This window comes from Synechococcus sp. Minos11 (assembly GCF_014279855.1).
GTDB lineage: Bacteria > Cyanobacteriota > Cyanobacteriia > PCC-6307 > Cyanobiaceae > RCC307.
In genome coordinates this window covers 729,849-745,507 of sequence record NZ_CP047953.1, presented here as the reverse complement: position 1 = coordinate 745,507, position 15,659 = coordinate 729,849, and the positions used below count along the sequence as shown (strand labels likewise).

The following is a 15,659-nucleotide window of genomic DNA, read 5'->3' as shown; positions in this document are numbered from 1 at the left end:
TCGTTCCACCATGGCCAGCCTCAGCGCACCGATCACTGCCTTGCGCCAGCGCTTCTCTAGCCGCAAGCGCAGAGGCGTGGCTGGCGACTTGGATCTCGGCGATCCCCAGGTTCAGCTGGAGCAACTGGGTGATCGCTTGCGTGAACGCCGCGAAAGCCTCGACCTCACCATGCGTCAGCTAGCGCTCGACACGCGGGTCAGCACCCCCGTGATTGAAGCGCTCGAGAAAGCCTGGAGTGATCGCCTGCCGGAAGCTGCGTTCCTGCGCACCATCATCGACAAACTGGCCGATCGCTTGGAGCTCGATGCCGGTGAGATCGTTGCCACGCTGCAGCAAAACCTGCCGAAGCAAACGAACCGCTTTGGTCGCCGCCACGGCCCGCTCACCCGCTTCACCCTCAGCTCCATTGAACTGTTCAACACCTGGCAGGGCACCATCGCCTACAGCCTGCTGGTGGCCGGTGTGCTGTATGGCTTGAACCTGCAGCACCGCCAATTGCAATTGGCTCAACGCCAAAGCATCCGGCCCATCGCTGCCAATCCAGTCAAAGCGAGCGAAGTGGGTCAGCGGCCTGAGATCTCCGCCAACGAACAGCTGCTGCAGCTGCACCCAGATTTGTTGCCACTCCAGCAAACCCCGCCTTCACCGCTGGAACGGCTCGCCAGCAACGACGATGCCAGCTCAACAGCCCAGCCCGCTCAAGGGACGTTGCAGCTCACCCTGCCCGAAGGGGTGACACCTGAAGACGTTGGCGTGCAATGGAACGGCCAACCACTCGAAGCAGATCCGGCCAAGCCCAACACCTACTCCGTGCCGCTCTGGGGCGCGACTGAACCGCGGTCGTAACAAGCCGCCAGTTGCTGCAAACCACTGAGGTGCCCATCGAGAGCATCGAGATCACCCTGTAATTGCCAGCTCCAGTTACCTGAGGCTGTCCCTGGCGTGTTGAAACGGGCTTCATCCCCCAGGCTCATCAAATCCTGCAGCGGGACCACCGCCAAATCCGCCGTGGATGCCAGCGCCAAACGCAGCAGCTCCCAACCCGGTGCTGCCACGGGGTGACCAAGCACCGACTGCACCTGCTGGCGCTGCTGATCACTGAGCTGTTGCCACCAGCCGATCGCCGTAGCGTTGTCATGGGTGCCGGTGTAGGCCACCCACGACCCCGAAGCGAAGTTGTGGGGCAAATAGGCATTTGCCGGATCACCATCAAAGGCGAACTGCAACACCTTCATCCCTGGCAGCTGCAGGCCATCACGGAGAGCCTCCACATCTGGAGTGATCACGCCCAGATCCTCCGCGATCAGCGGCAAGCGGCCACCACATCGCTTTTGCAGCCGCTTGAGGATGGCAAGGCCGGGAGATGGCAGCCAACGGCCGTTTTGCGCGGTGTCATCCTCCCCAGGCACGCTCCAGTAGCCGGCGAGTGCTCGGAAGTGATCAATCCTCAGCAGATCAAACAACTCCAGTTGGCGTTCGAGGCGCTTCAGCCACCAGCGGTAGCCATTGAGCCGATGACGGCTCCAGCGATACACCGGCGTTGACCAGAGCTGGCCAGTGGCTGAGAAATAATCCGGCGGCACACCGCTCTGCTGCTCGAGGCTGCCGTCTCGCCGCAGGCTGAACAGCTGCGGCAGACTCCAGACATCGGCGCTGTCATGGGCGCCATAAAACGGCAGATCACCCAGGATCTGCACCCCGCAATCGGCAGCTGCCCCGCGCAGGCGCTGCCATTGCTGCTGCAACCACCACTGCTGCTGCTTTTCTGCCTCAATCGCCGTGGCTTCCTCACCATCCAACTGACGCAAAAACGCTTTGGAGCGGCGAGCTGCCGGCTCAGGCCATTGCCACCAGGGCTGCTGCTCAAAGCGCGCGCGCAGCACCATGAAGCGCGCATGATCCTGCAACCAATGGCGCTGCTGCTTGCACCATTGGCGGTAATCCGCCGTGCTCTGGGCTGTCCATGGCGGCAAAGGATCCTGCTGATCCAGCAACGCTGGATTCAGGGCAAAGCCACTGGGGGAGCTATAGGGCGAGCCGGTGCCATCGGGGGGGGCCAACGGCAGCACCTGCCACACCCCAACGCGGTGGCGGCTCAACAGCTGCAGCCACCGCTGCGCCCCGGCCCCAAAGCCCCCGCTGGGCAAAGCGGTGACGTGCAAAAGCACACCCACCTGACGGCGGCCGCCGAGCGACTGGCGCAGGGCACTCATGGCTGCGGCAGGCGGTAGCGGCTCACGATCTTTTGAGCGAAAGCCGGCAGATGCTGTGCCAATTTCTCTGGGTGATGGCGTCTCAGCCAGGTGGCGTTACGCGTGAAATGGGAATCGATGGAGAAGCGGGCATATTCCAGACCCTTCGGTCCTACTCGCTGCACCACCACACCGACCACTTCGGCTAACCAACGGGGCAACCGCAGGGCCTTGTCGTAGGCATCAATCCCCTGTTGCACCGCTTGGGCCCGCTGGCCTGAGCTCATCACCGGCTGAGTTTTGAGTTCAGCCTCCACCAGATCCAAAAGCTTTTGGCCCCGCTGGTTTCGCACCACCAGCCATTGCCATTGGAACGGCGCGCCCATGTAGCCAACCACCAAGTCAGCGCAGGCGTTGACGTAGTCAAAGCAGCTGAGGCAACTGGGAGCAAAGACATCTTTGAGCTTGGGGGTATCCAGCCCAAAGAAGGGGACGGTCTCGGTGCTGCCGTCGCTGTGGCGGAAGTGAATGCGGAAGTCCTGCATGAACTCGTAGTGCACCACCGTCTCTGGTGAACGGCTGGTGCTCTCTAAAAAGGTCTGCAGGCCTTCGCGGCTGACGTTGTCCACGCAGGGCATGCCCAGCACGTAGAGCTCCTCGAGGCCAAGGCTGTCTTGAACAGCGCGCAGGGCCTGGGTTTGGCAACCCACCCCAATCGCCAGCAAGCGTTTGATGCCGCTACCCGGCAATTGCTCCAACACCGAAAGGTTGTTGGAGAGGGTGGGCTTGTTCACCCGCGCTGCCAACACCTCCTGGGGCGTGCGGGCCAGCACCGGCATGGGAGTGAAGCGATCGTTAGGGCTCTGCTGCACGCAAAGCACCGCATCCACCAGGTTCTGCTCGAGGGCCCTCACCCCAAGGGTGCTGACGATGCCCGTCCATTGGGCACCCTCCAGCGGCTGCTGCAGCTGGGCGCAAAACATCCGCTCACTAACGCCGAAATAGAGCTCGTCTTCGTTGTCGAGATCGCGGCTGCGGCCATGGGCCTTGCGCTCCAGCGATTCAAATTGCTGATGGATAAAGGCACAGGCCTGGCGCACGTAGGCCACCCAACGGCTGTCGCAGAGGCCACAGTCGCTGCACAGGTCCTTGGCCGGACGCAGCGTGCCCCTGGCCATCGGCTTGGCCTTTTGATGCGGGGCGAGGGTCAACAGACAGAGATCACCACAGGCCCCAAACTATCTGCCACTCCGTTGCCGTATGCCATGGGTGCCTGGGCCGATCTCCGCCGCAGCACACGCATTGTTTGGCGGGTGAGCTTGGCCTTTGGCGGCTTGCTGGCCGGGGTGTGGTTGGCCGACCGTTTGATCCCTAGGCAAACGATCTCGCTCGACGAGCAGCGGCCTGCCATTAGCCGCCTGGCCGAACCACCGGGCCAAGCGCAAACCGTGCTGCTTTTAGGCCTGGACCAGCCGAACCTAAACAGCCCGACTGAAGGCGAGATTCAGCTGATGCTGATGGCGCGGGTCCATCCCACAGGCGGGATGGAATGGCTGCAGATCCCCGGTGAACTCGAGGTGCTGCTGCCGGGCCAAAACCAACTGGTGCCCTTGCAGGAGCTCTACCAACTCGGCGGTGTAGCCCTCGCTAGCGACGTGGTGAGCCAACTGCTGGGGGGCTCTGGAGACCCCTTGCGGCCCGACCGCTACGCGCTGATCCCCATGAACAGCCTCAGCGCAGCCATTGATGCCGCTGGAGGCATCCCATTCCTGCTGCAAACCCCATTGCGCTATCAGGACAAAGCAGGAGGCCTCAACATCAATCTCGAAGCCGGCCAGCAATGGCTCAGCGGTGAGCAAGCCCTGCAGCTGCTGCGCCTGCGCGGCACCGGCAGTGAAGGGGCACGGCGCCAACGCCAACAGGGACTGCTGTTGCCGATAGCTGAGCGGCTTGGCGATCCAGCCGTGGTGCCGCTGCTACCCGAACTGCTGCAGGAGCTGAACAACACCAGCAGCACGAATCTCTCCAAAGGTGAAATCCTGAGCTTGCTGGCCGCTGGCTTGCAGCAGCCCAGCAACATGCGCATCACCCGGCTGCCGTTGCAAACCGAGGGGGGCAGCCTGCGCCTGGATCAGGGCCAAGCCAACAGCGTGCTGGAGCGATGGCTGAGCCAGCGCCCCCCCAGCGACAGCGACACCGCCGTGGCCGTGATGGGCAGCGATGCCATCAGCAGCGGCCAAGCCCTCAACAAACTCAGGCGCGCGGGGCAACCGGCCTATGAGGCTGAACTGCCGCTGGAGGCCCCGCTGCCGCGCACCTTGATTCGCTACAGCGGCGGGCGACCCGAAGCGCTGGCGGTCCAGCGCGCCCTTGGGCAAGGGGAACTGCAACCGGGCCCCACCCCACCGGATACGGGAATTGCTGTGCTGCTGGGGCAGGACTGGCGACCCTGAGGCTCAAGCGCCCTGGGAGGGATCCAGCTGCAGAAAGCGTTGCTGCAGCAGGCTGCCAAAGGCGGCCAGCTCTTGGGGCTCATCAGGGTTCCAGCAACCCAACCAAGGAAGGGCATCACCCTGGCGATCAGCGGGGTGCCATGGCTCCCCCACCTGCAACACGCCCAACACCGGCACCTGCTGCTGCTGAAGCAGGGCGTAATGCAGAGCGGCTTCAGCCCGCAGGCGCTCACCAGCTGGAATCAACAGCAGCGTCGGCAGGCGCCAAGCCGCAACGGCTTGAGCCCAATCCACCAGCTCCGCGCCACCGGAGAGCAGCAGCAGCCGTTCACCATTGGGCGCCAGATCTTGGATCGTTGCACCGGCCTCCAACCAGCGCTGGGGACCCAACTTGAGCTGATCCCAGGCCTGGGCCAGCGGCGGCAACACCGCACTGCCATGGGGGCTGCAGCAGAACAGACGCTCGATAGCTGTCAAAGGTGCAGGCTCGCTTCTACCATCGAAGTCTGAGAGGCCTGGGCCAGTACCGTGACCAGTTACGTGGCCACCGAGCGCAGCGTGCCGACACCAACAACAGTCGACAGTTCAAGACTTCGTCTGTTTTGCGGCAATTCCAACCCCGCTCTGGCTCAAGAAATCGCTGGTTATCTCGGCATTCCCGTCGGTCCCCGGGTCAGCAAGGGATTTGCTGATGGCGAGCTTTATATCCAAATCCAAGAATCCATCCGCGGCTGCGATGTGTTCTTGGTGCAGCCCACCTGCGCTCCGGTCAATGACCACCTGATGGAGCTGCTGATCATGGTGGACGCCTGCCGCCGAGCCTCGGCAAGGCAGATCACCGCTGTGATCCCTTACTACGGCTACGCCCGCGCTGATCGCAAAACAGCAGGCCGTGAGTCGATCACCGCCAAGTTGGTGGCCAACCTGCTGAAGGAATCCGGGGTCAACCGCGTGCTGGCGATGGACCTGCACTCAGCCCAGATCCAGGGTTATTTCGATATCCCCTGCGATCACATCTACGGAGCCCCGGTGCTGGTGGATTACTTGGCCACCCGCGATCTCGGCGAAGTGGTGGTGGTGTCACCCGATGTCGGCGGTGTGGCGCGCGCCAGGGCCTTCGCCAAGCGCATGGACGACGCTCCTCTGGCCATCATCGACAAGCGCCGCTCCGCCCACAACGTGGCCGAAAGCCTCACCGTGATTGGTGATGTGAGCGGTAAAACCGCCGTGCTGGTGGACGACATGATCGACACCGGTGGCACGATTTCTCAGGGGGCCAAGCTGCTGCGTCAGCAAGGGGCCAAGCGCGTAATCGCCTGCGCGACCCATGCTGTGTTCTCGCCCCCTGCCGTCGCGCGGCTCTCAGAACCCGGCTTGTTTGAAGAGGTGGTGGTCACCAACAGCATCCCGGTTGCACCGGAGGATCGCTTCCCGCAGCTGCAGATGCTCTCGGTCGCCAACATGCTGGGCGAAACCATCTGGCGGATTCACGAGGAGAGCTCGGTCAGCTCGATGTTCCGGTGACACGGTTGCGCCGGTTCAGCGCCTGTGGGCTGCTGGCCAGCTTGGCTCTCAGTCTTTTCCCAGCTCCGGCCCGCGCTGACTTCCGCCGCGTGGGTGTGTGGCTCACCAATAGCCCCAGCCCGCTCTACTACGACCCCGAGCGGATCGAGCGCGCTGTGCAGCAGCTCGATGCCGCCGGATTCAACACGCTCTACCCCAATGTGTGGAGCAGGGGCGCCACCTTCCACCGCAGCCGCTGGGCACCGATGGAGCCCCAGCTGCAGCGCGATGCCCCTGATCTCGATCCCATCTGCCGCCTAACGCGCAGCGCCCAAAAGCGGGGCATGCAGGTGATCCCCTGGTTCGAATACGGACTGATGGAGCCGGCTGATGCGGCGGTGGTGCAGCAAAACCCGGAGTGGGTGCTGAAGCGCTCCGATGGCTCAGCGCTGCACGCCATGCATGGCGCCAACCTGCAAACCTCGCCCCTGAAGGACCTGCGGGTGTGGCTTAATCCCGCCCATCCAGGGGTGCAAGAGCGCTTCATTGGGCTGATCACCGAGATCGTTAGCCGTTGCAACGCCGATGGCATCCAGCTCGATGACCATTTCGCCTGGCCTGTGGAGCTGGGCTACGACGACTACACCCGTCAGCTCTACCGCCGCGACACCGGCGAGGACCCTCCAGCGGATTTCAGCAACCGGGCCTGGATGAACTGGCGCAGGGACAAGCTCACCGAACTCTTGCTCAGCCTGCGTATCGCCCTAGCTGAAAGCGGCAGCAATGAACGCATCAGCCTTTCGCCGGGACCCTTTCGCTTTGCCTACAACCAATGGCTTCAAGACTGGGAGATCTGGGCTGTGCGGGGCCTGGTGGATGAGCTGATCGTGCAGAACTACGCCTACTCGCTCAAAGGGTTTGAAAACGATCTGGGCCAGAGCGCAATCCGGCGCGCGGAAAGCTGGGGCATTCCCGTGCACATCGGCATCCTCGCTGGCTTCGGCGGGCGCACCACGCCAATGACCAAGCTGCACCGCAAGCTACAGCTGGCCCATCAGCGCGGCTTTGGCGCGGTCTATTTCTACTGGGAAGGGCTATGGGGGACATATGCCGGCCCCGAAGGCGGTGACTTCCGGCGCCAAGGCCTGCGCCGGCGCCACGCAGAACTCTTTGGTGAGCAGATCCTGCCCTTCTGAAAGCTCCAGTAAGGTTCCAGCCACTTCTTTTGAGAGCTAATGCCGCTGACGCTGCGCCGTCCAACGACGTCACAGCAGTGGTCCACGCGGTTGCTCGATGGGCTGCTGTTTCTTGCAGCAGCCACTGCTTTGATCTGGAGCCTGCCGATCCGCACCCCATGGATCGGCCTTGACCCGGGCTGGGTGGAGTCGCTTGTTCAGGCCACCGATGCCGGCCGCCTCTATGGCAGCGATGTGGTCTTCACCTTTGGCCCGTACCACCAGCTCTACACAGGTCAGGTCAGCGAGAACCTCAATTTCTTTTTGCTGGGCCGCTGGCTCTATGGCCTGGGCTGGGGAGCCGCGATGCTCAGCCTGCGCCGTCAAATCGGCCATCCCCTGAGCTGGCTGATGCTGCTGGTGCTGGCCTTTTTGACCTCCCAACGGCTGGATGCCCTCTTCAACAGCTTCTGTCTGATCGTCAGCCTCACGGCGCTGTGCCGCATCCGCCAAGAAGCCTTGCCCCTGATCAGCTATCTGCTGCAACTGAGCACCCTGGTGCTGGGGGTGCTGATCAAGCTTTCGTTTGTGGCCCTGGCAGCGCCAACGATCCTGGTGCTGGTGGGCACCGAACTCACCCACCGGCAGAGCTATGGCTTTGAAAAATTGATCAAGGTGCTGGCCCTGCCCCTCATCGGCATCGGCCTGATGGCTCCGGCGGGCATGGGAATCAGCGATGGCTGGCACTACATCACCGGCCCCAACAAAGACATCGTTTCGGGTTACAGCGAAGCCATGGCGCTCTACCGGCGCCGCAACGACTGGCAACAGCTGCCCTATTGGCTCGCCAGTGGCTTCACCATCAGCCTGCTGGTCACCGGGCTCAAACGACGCTTGCAGTGGCGCAGCCCCTGGTGGAGCGTGCTGATGGTCGGCGTCAGCGCCATCTATTTCTGGTCGCCGTTTAAAGCCGGCATGGTCCGCCATGACGGGGGCCACTTCCCCATGTCGGGGCTGTTTTTGCTGACCGCCGGTGTGCTCACGCTGATGCTGTTCTGGCGTGAGCTGAACCCCAAGCGCGCTTGGCTGTGGCTCGTGATGCTGTTGCCAGTGGTGGCGGGATACTCCATCAGCAGTAAAAAACTGGCTTCTGACTGGGGCTACAAGCTGCAGGAACGCAACGATGGCCTGCGCGGTTTTCTCGGCGCCAGCGAGGGTGAAGAGGGCCGTCAAGCCCTGCGCGATCGGCGCCAACGGGATCTTCAACGCGTCAGTGGTTTCACCGAAAGCTTCAACATCCCAGAGGGCAGCACCGCCGACCTCCTGCCTTGGGACACCACCGATCTGATTGCCAACAAGGTCCGCTACACCCCCCGGCCCATTCCCCATTCGCTGAATGTCTATTCAGCCGAACTGTTGGAGCTGAACCGCGCCTTCTTCACCGACCCCGAGCGAAGGCCCCAATTCGTTGTTCTAGGCGTCAACAGCATCGATAACCGCTGGTTGTCAACGGGCCTCGACGGCCCAGCCCTGACGGCCATCGCCAACAACTACAGCCTCCGAAACCGCGGGGATCGCGGCTCGCTGGTGCTTGAAGAGGAGGCAGGCTCCCAGGCCAACGCGAAGGAGACCGTGATCTGGCAGCGCGACTTCACACTCAACCCCAATCGGCCCCGCACAGAACTTCTGGAGCTACCCAAAGACCTCCCGCCTGGAACCAGCTTCAGCCTCAAATTTGAGCCCACCCTGCGCTACAAGCTGCTCAAAAGCCTCTACCGACCACCCTTCGTGACGCGTCTGTTTGTGCGTTATGCCGATGGATATGAAGAGAAATACCGGCTAGTCCCCTCGGCAGCCGAGCAGATGCCCCTGGTCCCCATCCCCCGCGATGAAGACGCACTACTGGAGTACATCCAGGCGAAAACCAAGCCCGTCGATCTGAGCATGAGCGAACGCGACACGCCTGTGGCGATGAAGGTGATCCTCAAATGGAAGGCCGCTGGAAACGCACCGCCAATCAGCCGCTATTTCAAATCGATCCAGATCACGCTTCAGGCGCCCCAGCAGGGGTAGTTGGGATGGGCTGGCTTAAGCAGCCCGGCGATCCTCAAGCGGCGTTGTATCCCAACCAATCGGATGCATGGGGATCACATTCGTCCGCTGGGGCACCAGCTCGGCAATTTCCTCACAGGCCTTGGTGTAGGCATGCCAACCGATCATGCGGCGAGGATCAGATTTACCTGCAGCCGACACCGCTTGATCCACCGTGACACCAGCATTTTCTGCCTTTTCAAAAGCAGCCAGCAAGGGGATTTGAGCGCGCAAAACTGAAATGCCAGCGGCATCAAGCGCTTGGCGAATCTCGCGCGCAGCCTTGGCCTTACGCGAATCAACTTTGACCAACAAGGCAGCAAAGGGAACCTTGAACTGCTTGAGATGCTCCGCCATCTCCAAGGTCAATTCCAACGAACGGGTTTGAGCTGCCGTTGGGAGAATGATCACATCAGCGCCATCCACCAAGTTTTTAATTTCTTCTTGGCTGCTGCTGGCTTGACCATCGGTGACCACCACCTCGGCATAGCGCGTGGCCTTGGCTGCCGCTTCGATCGGAGCCACTTCAAAGTTCAATAGTCCGCGGGCGCCATAGGCACTGGCCGAACGATTGCGGTCGGCATCAACCAACACAACCGATTGGTATTGGTTGGACCAAATCGCCGCCAAATGAACGCTGGTGCAGGTTTTGGCAACACCACCTTTCTGACCGAAAACTGTTACGAACATCACATCCTGCCAATGCGCTTTTTATACCGCTCATCGCTCAGTAGGCAAGCCTGAAGAATCAGGCCTTCATGCTCTTCAACGCAACCTATTCAGCAGCGCCGAGACACAACATCACCACTTCCTTGCTGTTGGGGGAAGTGAGATTCTCAGCCAACCACTCCAAACTGGAGCGCATCAACTGTTGGCGTTCCGGGCTGTAACGGCGCCAGCCCATGAACAGCTTCAGCATCCGCGAGGCAGCGATCGGATTGCGCTGATCCACGGCCACCAACTGCTGCGCCATCCACTGGTAGCCGCGGCCATCGCTGCGATGGAAATGTTCGGCGCAGCGGCCAAAACCACCCAACACGGCCCGAAGACTGTTGGGCGCATTGGGGTCAAAAGCCGGATCTTCCAGCAGCGCATCAGCCCGGGTGATTCCATCGCCAAAGGGGGCGGAGGCTTCCATGCCAAACCAGGCATCGAGGATCACAGGCCTCTGCCGCCAGCGCTTGGCAAAAGCACGACTGGCCTGCTGCCGCTCGGGACAATCCCAAGGTTGCAAGGCAGCCAAACCGGATCGAGCCAAGCTCATTGAGCCGCCGTCAACGGCCATGGCGGCTTGCTTGCGCACAGCCCCATCGCCTGCTGCCGAGAGCCACGACCAAGCCAGAGCCAGCATGGCCCGCGCACCAACCCCAGCAGGCCAGCTCTGATCAGCCTGGGGCTCAGCCCAAGCGATGACAGCATTCAATTCAGCTTGCAAGGCCTCACCGAGCCAGCAGCGACGTTGCAACAACGACCGCTCCAACTCCAGCGGATCCGGTGTTGTGCCTGCAGCCATGCAGGCAGCTTCCAACTCTGGGCGTGAGGGGGCCTGCAACAAGGCCCAAACCAGCCGCGGGTCATTGGAACCAGACACCAGGGTCTGCAAGAGCTGGCTGCAAACGCTCTCAAGCAACTCAGCGGTGGCGGGATTGGGCTGCAGCAACTGCTGCTGCCAGAGCTGCTGGCCAGCATCCCAACGGCTAAAGGGATCAGGATCTGAGCGCAGCAACAGCGCCAAATCAGCGTCACTGCGGGGGAACTCCAGTTGCACGGGCGCCGAGAACTCGCGGAGCAGCGACAACACAGGCGGCTTGGGCCCAGCGGGCAAACCCGAAAGAGTCCAGCTCTGCTCTGCCTGCTCAAGCACCAACAAGCGCTCTTGCAATTGCTGGCCGGCGGCATCCAACACGCCAAGGCGCACCGGAATCGGCACGGGCTGCTTGTCGCTTTGCCCAGGAGTGGGGGGTGTGAGCTGAGACAGCGTCAGCTTCAGTTCTCCAGCAGCACCATCCCAATGGGTTTGAAGGGAGAGCTGGGGTGTTCCGGCCTGGTGATACCAGCGGCGGAAGGTTTGCAGGGACACCCCCGAAGCCTCCTCAAGGGCCTGCACAAATTGCTCACAGGTGGCGGCCTGACCATCGTGGCGCCGCAAATAAAGCTGAACTCCTTGCAAAAAGGCTTCAGGACCCAGCAGCGTTCGCTGCATGCGAATCAATTCAGCGCCTTTCTCATAGATGGTTGTTGTGTAGAAATTATCAATCGCGATGTATTCACTGGGCTGCACAGGATGGGCGGTTGGACCAGCATCTTCAGGGAATTGAGCCGCCCGCAACATGGACACATCTTCAATGCGCTTGAGAGCGGCTCCATGCAGATCAGAGGTGAACTCTTGATCACGGAAAACCGTGAGTCCCTCTTTTAACGAGAGCTGGAACCAATCTCGACAGGTGACTCGATTGCCAGTCCAATTGTGGAAATATTCATGGCCAATCACACTTTCAATGCGTTCCAGCTCAGCGTCGGTGGCTGTTTCGCTATCGGCCAAGACCAACTTGGAATTAAAGATATTGAGGCTCTTGTTCTCCATGGCGCCCATGTTGAAGTGACGCACAGCGACCAGATTGAACTCATCGAGGTCATATTCCAGCCCAAATGCCGTCTCATCCCACGCCATGCTGCGCTTCAAGCTGGCCATGGCATGGCCGCAGAGGTGTTCATCACCCGGCTCCACATGAATGCGCAAGGCCACCTCACGTCCTGAGGCGGTGGTGAACCGATCGCGCACCTCCTGCAACCGGCCCGCCACCAGGGCAAAGAGATAGGAGGGCTTGGGGAAGGGGTCGTGCCATTCGGCGAAATGACGACCTCCGGAAAGATTGCCAGTGGCCGCACAGTTGCCGTTGCTCAACAGCACGGGGCAATCGTTTTGATCAGCCTCGATGCGAACCCGGTAGCGGCTCAGCACATCGGGGCGATCAGGAAACGGGGTGATGCGGCGAAAGCCTTCGGCTTCGCATTGGGTAGTGAACAACCCACCGCTCACATACAAACCTTCCAGACTGGTGTTGCTGGCTGGATCCAGCCGCACTCGGGTTTGCAGCGTCCAGCTGGGATCGTCCGGCAACACGGCCGATTCAATCACCAGCTCACCGCCTTGATGACTCCACGCCTCCGCTGGCAGGGCCGTGCCATTGATGGCCAGCTCCTGGATCTCCATGGCCACAGCAGGCCAACACAGCTGCTCGAGCTGCTGATCAGCTGAGCGCTGAATGCTCAGCTGGGCATGAACCAAGGTCTCGGCGCTGAAGAGCTCAAAACGCAGCTCCAGGGCATCAACCAGCCAGAGCGGAGGCTGGTAGTCGGACAGGCGAACGGCCACCTCAGCGCTCACTCAGCTCCGCCGCCGGCTTGCAGGGCCTCTTGGATCTTCGCGCGCACGTCATCGGGCATCTGATCAGGGCAAACCTGAGCCACAGCAATCAACACCGAGTTAATGGAACCCTTGCGTAGATCTTCAATCGGCAAAGGATTATCGCCGAGCTGGGCAATGGCGCCGCCGTTTTGACCCTGGATGGTTTGGGTCAGTGTTTCGCCGGCAATGCCAATGGCTTTTTTGAATTCAACGCCGTTGGAAACAGCCAAACAGGCATTGAGAGCAGTGATACGCGAATACAGCGTCATCTCCTCCTCCGTGGCAGGAGCAGCCTGCACAGCGCTGGGTTGCAGCAGGGGGGAGATGGCCACAGCCATCAAGGCAGCAGCAGACAGCAACTGGCGCATGGCCAAGGCAGCTCAAAAGACGCTCCATGTTGGCCCTTTTTTGCTTAAGCCGCCCGGCGCAGTGGCCGCTTCTCGCTCAAGTTCGGAACTCTTGGAATTTCAGGCAGGTCTTGTTCCAGCTCAGCGGCCTTGGCCGCCAGCTGCTCCGGCATGCATTCAGCCAAAAACTGCAGCTCCTCCTCGCTGATTTCCTCATCCCAGCCGTCAGGCTCCTGGATGGGCTTCGCTGCTGATGTCATCGAGGAGCAGATCGGCTCCAGGCTGTCTAGCCCGTCCCACAGCCGGTGGCAACGAGATCGAGTCAGGATGTCAACGGTTGGCCCGAGGATTCCAGACGCTCTTCGTGGTGCACTTCGGCCAGCACCAACTCCCCGTTGCACCAGGAATAAATCGAGCGGGCCCGGTAGCGGTCCATGTCCACCAAGCGAATGTGCTCAAGGATGTCCCACTCCAGGTAATGGGACTCAAACACCAACTCATGCTCATCCACCTGGCGAATCTGGCTCTTGGTGGGTGAGCCGCAGAGATAGCCGCGGCTACGGCGCAGCTGATGGCCGCAGAGATAGGCCTCCAGGGTTCCTTCCCGCACGTAGCGCGGGTTCTTTTCGAAAAAGTCGTATTCCTTCTCGGGCCACCAGGTGAAGCGATAGGCCGCCTCTCCCTCCACCGGCTCACTGAACGCCTCCATGCGTAAGAACATGTCAACCCGCAAGGCCTGATCGTCGGCAAAGAAGTACTGCCGGCGGGAGCGCCACAACCCCAAATTGCGATTAAACCAACGCCGCAGCGACGTATCGAATTGCAGCCGCTGCTGCGGCTCAACGGTCGGCTTGGCTCGAAACAGGGAGACGGGTTCCACTGATCAGGGACGATCTCTCAAATTCGTCTTAGCCAGGGGCAAAGAAAAACATCCCCAAGCTGCAGATGATCTTCAACTGCGGCGTAGCACCACAACACCATCAGCGTTGGCCACTGGGCTGTAGCCCTGGAGCTGTAAATCGCGCAGCTGCAACTGGAGTTGCAACTGCCTGCGTCGATCAGGGGCAAACGCTTCAGCACGCCGACTGGCTTGAGCTGTGTCAATCGCCACCCAATCGACGTTGTGGCGCTGCCCATCGCTGTCTTGCCACTGATGCCAAGCGGGCAAGCGCACCAACACCCGGCGGTGCGAAAGCAGTGGAATCAATGGCGTATTGGCAGCCACCGAGGCCTCAGGGGGAATCACGGCCAGGGCTTGGCGAGCCAAACGACCGTGGCGCCACTGCTGCAGCGGCGAGACATGCACCCAAGGAACAAAGCTGTCGGGGACCAAAAACGACAGGCTTCGGTTCGGATTACTGATCAACGTCAACAACAGCGAGAGCAGCACACACCCGGTCCAGATGCGGCGCAAACGGCGCCTCGAAAACAGCTGGCTGCGCTGCTGCCACCAGAACACCACTCCGGCAAAAAGGCCCGGTGCCACCAGCAGGGCGTAGCGGATGTTGATCGACAGCGGATCGTTACTGCCCCGAGCCAAGAGCAATCCCGCCAATGGCAGAGCAACCAACAACCAAGCATCGAGGCTGAGCGCTGGCACAAACATCAGTGGCAACCACTGCGCTGCCAGATAGCCAAGGGTTTTTCCGGGGGGATTAATCAGCTCCCAGAGCAGTCGCCACGGCTGGCGCAGCAAACCCTTGAGCACCTCCAAACTGCTGAGCTCTTCAGCATCAGGGGTGTACTGACCAAAGTTCTCCACCATGAAGCGCTTGCTGACATCGGCGCTCACCGCAGGCATCAACACCGAGGTGACCACAACGCACCAGGCAGCGCCCCAAAGGCCGATTAACGCAGCCACCCACCAGGGGGCCTTGCGCCGCAGGCCCATCCACAGGGCCATGCCAAAGAGAACAACACCGGTGTCCTCACGCACCAACGGAATCAACAGCGCCGCCAACAGCAGCAACCACCAACGCCGCTCCAGCAGCCCCAAGAGCAGAAGAAACACCAGCAGCGGCAGCTGGCAGAGATCGTGGAAGTTGCACCAGGTGGGGCCAATCACTGCCTGGGCGCCGTAAAAACTGCAGGCCACAGCTGCAGCTAGCCCAGCTGGAAGCAACCCCCGAGCCAGGCGGTGCAACACCAAACCGGCCGCCGTCATCAGACCCACCTGCACGAGAGGCAAGGCAGCGAAGCCCAACCACCGCACCAGCGGTGCCCAGAGCAGCAGCAATGGCGTGTAGTGCTGGCCGAGGCGCTGATAACTGGGATCAGGCGCCAATCCGCCATGCAACACAGCACTGGAAAGCTGGGAGGAGAGGCTGCTGGCAAACCAGCGGCCGTGGCCGCTGTTCCAGAGCACCTGGTTGAAGATGCCTTGGTCGTATGTAGCCGACAGCGACCAAAGCCGCCAAAACTGCACCAGCAGTCCCAGCAACAGGAACAGGCCAGCCGCCCACCAAACCCAACGGGCGGGGTCATTTAC

14 protein-coding genes are annotated in these 15,659 nt (G+C 61.4%); 5 read left to right on the top strand and 9 right to left on the bottom strand.

What is annotated here, in order from left to right:
- The first annotated feature begins 10 nt into the window (after positions 1-10).
- The gene (locus SynMINOS11_RS04025; RefSeq protein WP_186549993.1) at positions 11-847 is read left to right on the top strand and encodes a helix-turn-helix domain-containing protein; all 837 of its coding nucleotides are present in this window, start codon (positions 11-13) and stop codon (positions 845-847) included.
- On the opposite strand, the gene malQ is transcribed toward SynMINOS11_RS04025, so the two are convergent.
- Together malQ and SynMINOS11_RS04015 are read right to left on the bottom strand one after the other, a co-directional pair.
- A complete protein-coding gene (gene malQ / locus SynMINOS11_RS04020; RefSeq protein WP_186549992.1) occupies positions 805-2,214 on the bottom strand; it encodes a 4-alpha-glucanotransferase in 1,410 nt (469 codons plus the stop codon). The two genes, SynMINOS11_RS04025 and malQ, sit on opposite strands and share 43 nt — an antisense overlap.
- On the bottom strand, positions 2,211-3,371 hold the full coding sequence (locus SynMINOS11_RS04015; RefSeq protein WP_186550687.1) for a Coenzyme F420 hydrogenase/dehydrogenase, beta subunit C-terminal domain: 1,161 nt from the start codon (positions 3,369-3,371) through the stop codon (positions 2,211-2,213). Before SynMINOS11_RS04015 ends, malQ begins: the two co-directional genes overlap by 4 nt.
- A gap of 87 nt (positions 3,372-3,458) precedes the next feature.
- Here SynMINOS11_RS04015 and SynMINOS11_RS04010 point away from each other — a divergent pair, with 87 nt between their 5' ends.
- Positions 3,459-4,646, top strand: a complete 1,188-nt coding sequence (locus tag SynMINOS11_RS04010) for an LCP family protein (RefSeq protein WP_186549990.1) — start codon at positions 3,459-3,461, stop codon at positions 4,644-4,646.
- A 3-nt stretch (positions 4,647-4,649) separates the two neighbouring features.
- On the opposite strand, the gene SynMINOS11_RS04005 is transcribed toward SynMINOS11_RS04010, so the two are convergent.
- Positions 4,650-5,123, bottom strand: a complete 474-nt coding sequence (locus tag SynMINOS11_RS04005) for a hypothetical protein (protein ID WP_186549988.1) — start codon at positions 5,121-5,123, stop codon at positions 4,650-4,652.
- Between the two features lie 51 nt (positions 5,124-5,174).
- Here SynMINOS11_RS04005 and SynMINOS11_RS04000 point away from each other — a divergent pair, with 51 nt between their 5' ends.
- The 3 genes from SynMINOS11_RS04000 to SynMINOS11_RS03990 are packed head-to-tail and all read left to right on the top strand — an operon-like array spanning position 5,175 to position 9,397.
- Positions 5,175-6,170, top strand: a complete 996-nt coding sequence (locus SynMINOS11_RS04000) for a ribose-phosphate pyrophosphokinase (RefSeq protein ID WP_304623015.1) — start codon at positions 5,175-5,177, stop codon at positions 6,168-6,170.
- A 41-nt stretch (positions 6,171-6,211) separates the two neighbouring features.
- Complete coding sequence (locus SynMINOS11_RS03995) at positions 6,212-7,345, top strand: glycoside hydrolase family 10 protein (protein WP_255445485.1); 1,134 nt, start codon at positions 6,212-6,214, stop codon at positions 7,343-7,345.
- Positions 7,346-7,384: 39 nt separating this feature from the next.
- The gene (locus SynMINOS11_RS03990; RefSeq protein ID WP_186549986.1) at positions 7,385-9,397 is read left to right on the top strand and encodes a hypothetical protein; all 2,013 of its coding nucleotides are present in this window, start codon (positions 7,385-7,387) and stop codon (positions 9,395-9,397) included.
- A gap of 15 nt (positions 9,398-9,412) precedes the next feature.
- Here SynMINOS11_RS03990 and SynMINOS11_RS03985 read toward each other — a convergent pair whose 3' ends face one another.
- From SynMINOS11_RS03985 to SynMINOS11_RS03960, 6 genes are all read right to left on the bottom strand, one after another.
- Complete coding sequence (locus tag SynMINOS11_RS03985; RefSeq protein WP_011935185.1) at positions 9,413-10,105, bottom strand: ParA family protein; 693 nt, start codon at positions 10,103-10,105, stop codon at positions 9,413-9,415.
- A gap of 85 nt (positions 10,106-10,190) precedes the next feature.
- Positions 10,191-12,791 (bottom strand): aminopeptidase N, encoded by a 2,601-nt coding sequence (gene pepN, locus SynMINOS11_RS03980; RefSeq protein WP_255445484.1) that lies wholly within the window; start codon positions 12,789-12,791, stop codon positions 10,191-10,193.
- 8 nt (positions 12,792-12,799) lie between these two features.
- Complete coding sequence (locus SynMINOS11_RS03975) at positions 12,800-13,192, bottom strand: hypothetical protein (RefSeq protein ID WP_011935183.1); 393 nt, start codon at positions 13,190-13,192, stop codon at positions 12,800-12,802.
- A 44-nt stretch (positions 13,193-13,236) separates the two neighbouring features.
- Positions 13,237-13,431, bottom strand: coding sequence for a hypothetical protein (locus SynMINOS11_RS03970; protein ID WP_011935182.1), 195 nt, complete (start codon positions 13,429-13,431; stop codon positions 13,237-13,239).
- A 62-nt stretch (positions 13,432-13,493) separates the two neighbouring features.
- Positions 13,494-14,051 (bottom strand): hypothetical protein, encoded by a 558-nt coding sequence (locus tag SynMINOS11_RS03965; protein ID WP_186549982.1) that lies wholly within the window; start codon positions 14,049-14,051, stop codon positions 13,494-13,496.
- A gap of 72 nt (positions 14,052-14,123) precedes the next feature.
- Positions 14,124-15,611 carry a DUF2079 domain-containing protein gene (locus SynMINOS11_RS03960; RefSeq protein WP_255445483.1) on the bottom strand — a complete coding sequence of 496 codons (1,488 nt, stop codon included), beginning with the start codon at positions 15,609-15,611 and terminating at the stop codon, positions 14,124-14,126.
- Between the last annotated feature and the right edge of the window lie 48 nt (positions 15,612-15,659).

What these genes read in the sequence shown, in the direction of transcription:
- malQ (WP_186549992.1), bottom strand. Translation starts at nt 2,214, where the DNA reads ATGAGTGCCCTGCGCCAGTCGCTCGGCGGCCGCCGTCAGGTGGGTGTG.
- SynMINOS11_RS04010 (WP_186549990.1), top strand. Translation starts at nt 3,459, where the DNA reads ATGGGTGCCTGGGCCGATCTCCGCCGCAGCACACGCATTGTTTGGCGG.
- SynMINOS11_RS04025 (WP_186549993.1), top strand. Translation starts at nt 11, where the DNA reads ATGGCCAGCCTCAGCGCACCGATCACTGCCTTGCGCCAGCGCTTCTCT.
- SynMINOS11_RS03970 (WP_011935182.1), bottom strand. Translation starts at nt 13,431, where the DNA reads ATGACATCAGCAGCGAAGCCCATCCAGGAGCCTGACGGCTGGGATGAG.
- SynMINOS11_RS03975 (WP_011935183.1), bottom strand. Translation starts at nt 13,192, where the DNA reads ATGCGCCAGTTGCTGTCTGCTGCTGCCTTGATGGCTGTGGCCATCTCC.
- SynMINOS11_RS03990 (WP_186549986.1), top strand. Translation starts at nt 7,385, where the DNA reads ATGCCGCTGACGCTGCGCCGTCCAACGACGTCACAGCAGTGGTCCACG.
- SynMINOS11_RS03985 (WP_011935185.1), bottom strand. Translation starts at nt 10,105, where the DNA reads ATGTTCGTAACAGTTTTCGGTCAGAAAGGTGGTGTTGCCAAAACCTGC.
- SynMINOS11_RS04015 (WP_186550687.1), bottom strand. Translation starts at nt 3,371, where the DNA reads ATGGCCAGGGGCACGCTGCGTCCGGCCAAGGACCTGTGCAGCGACTGT.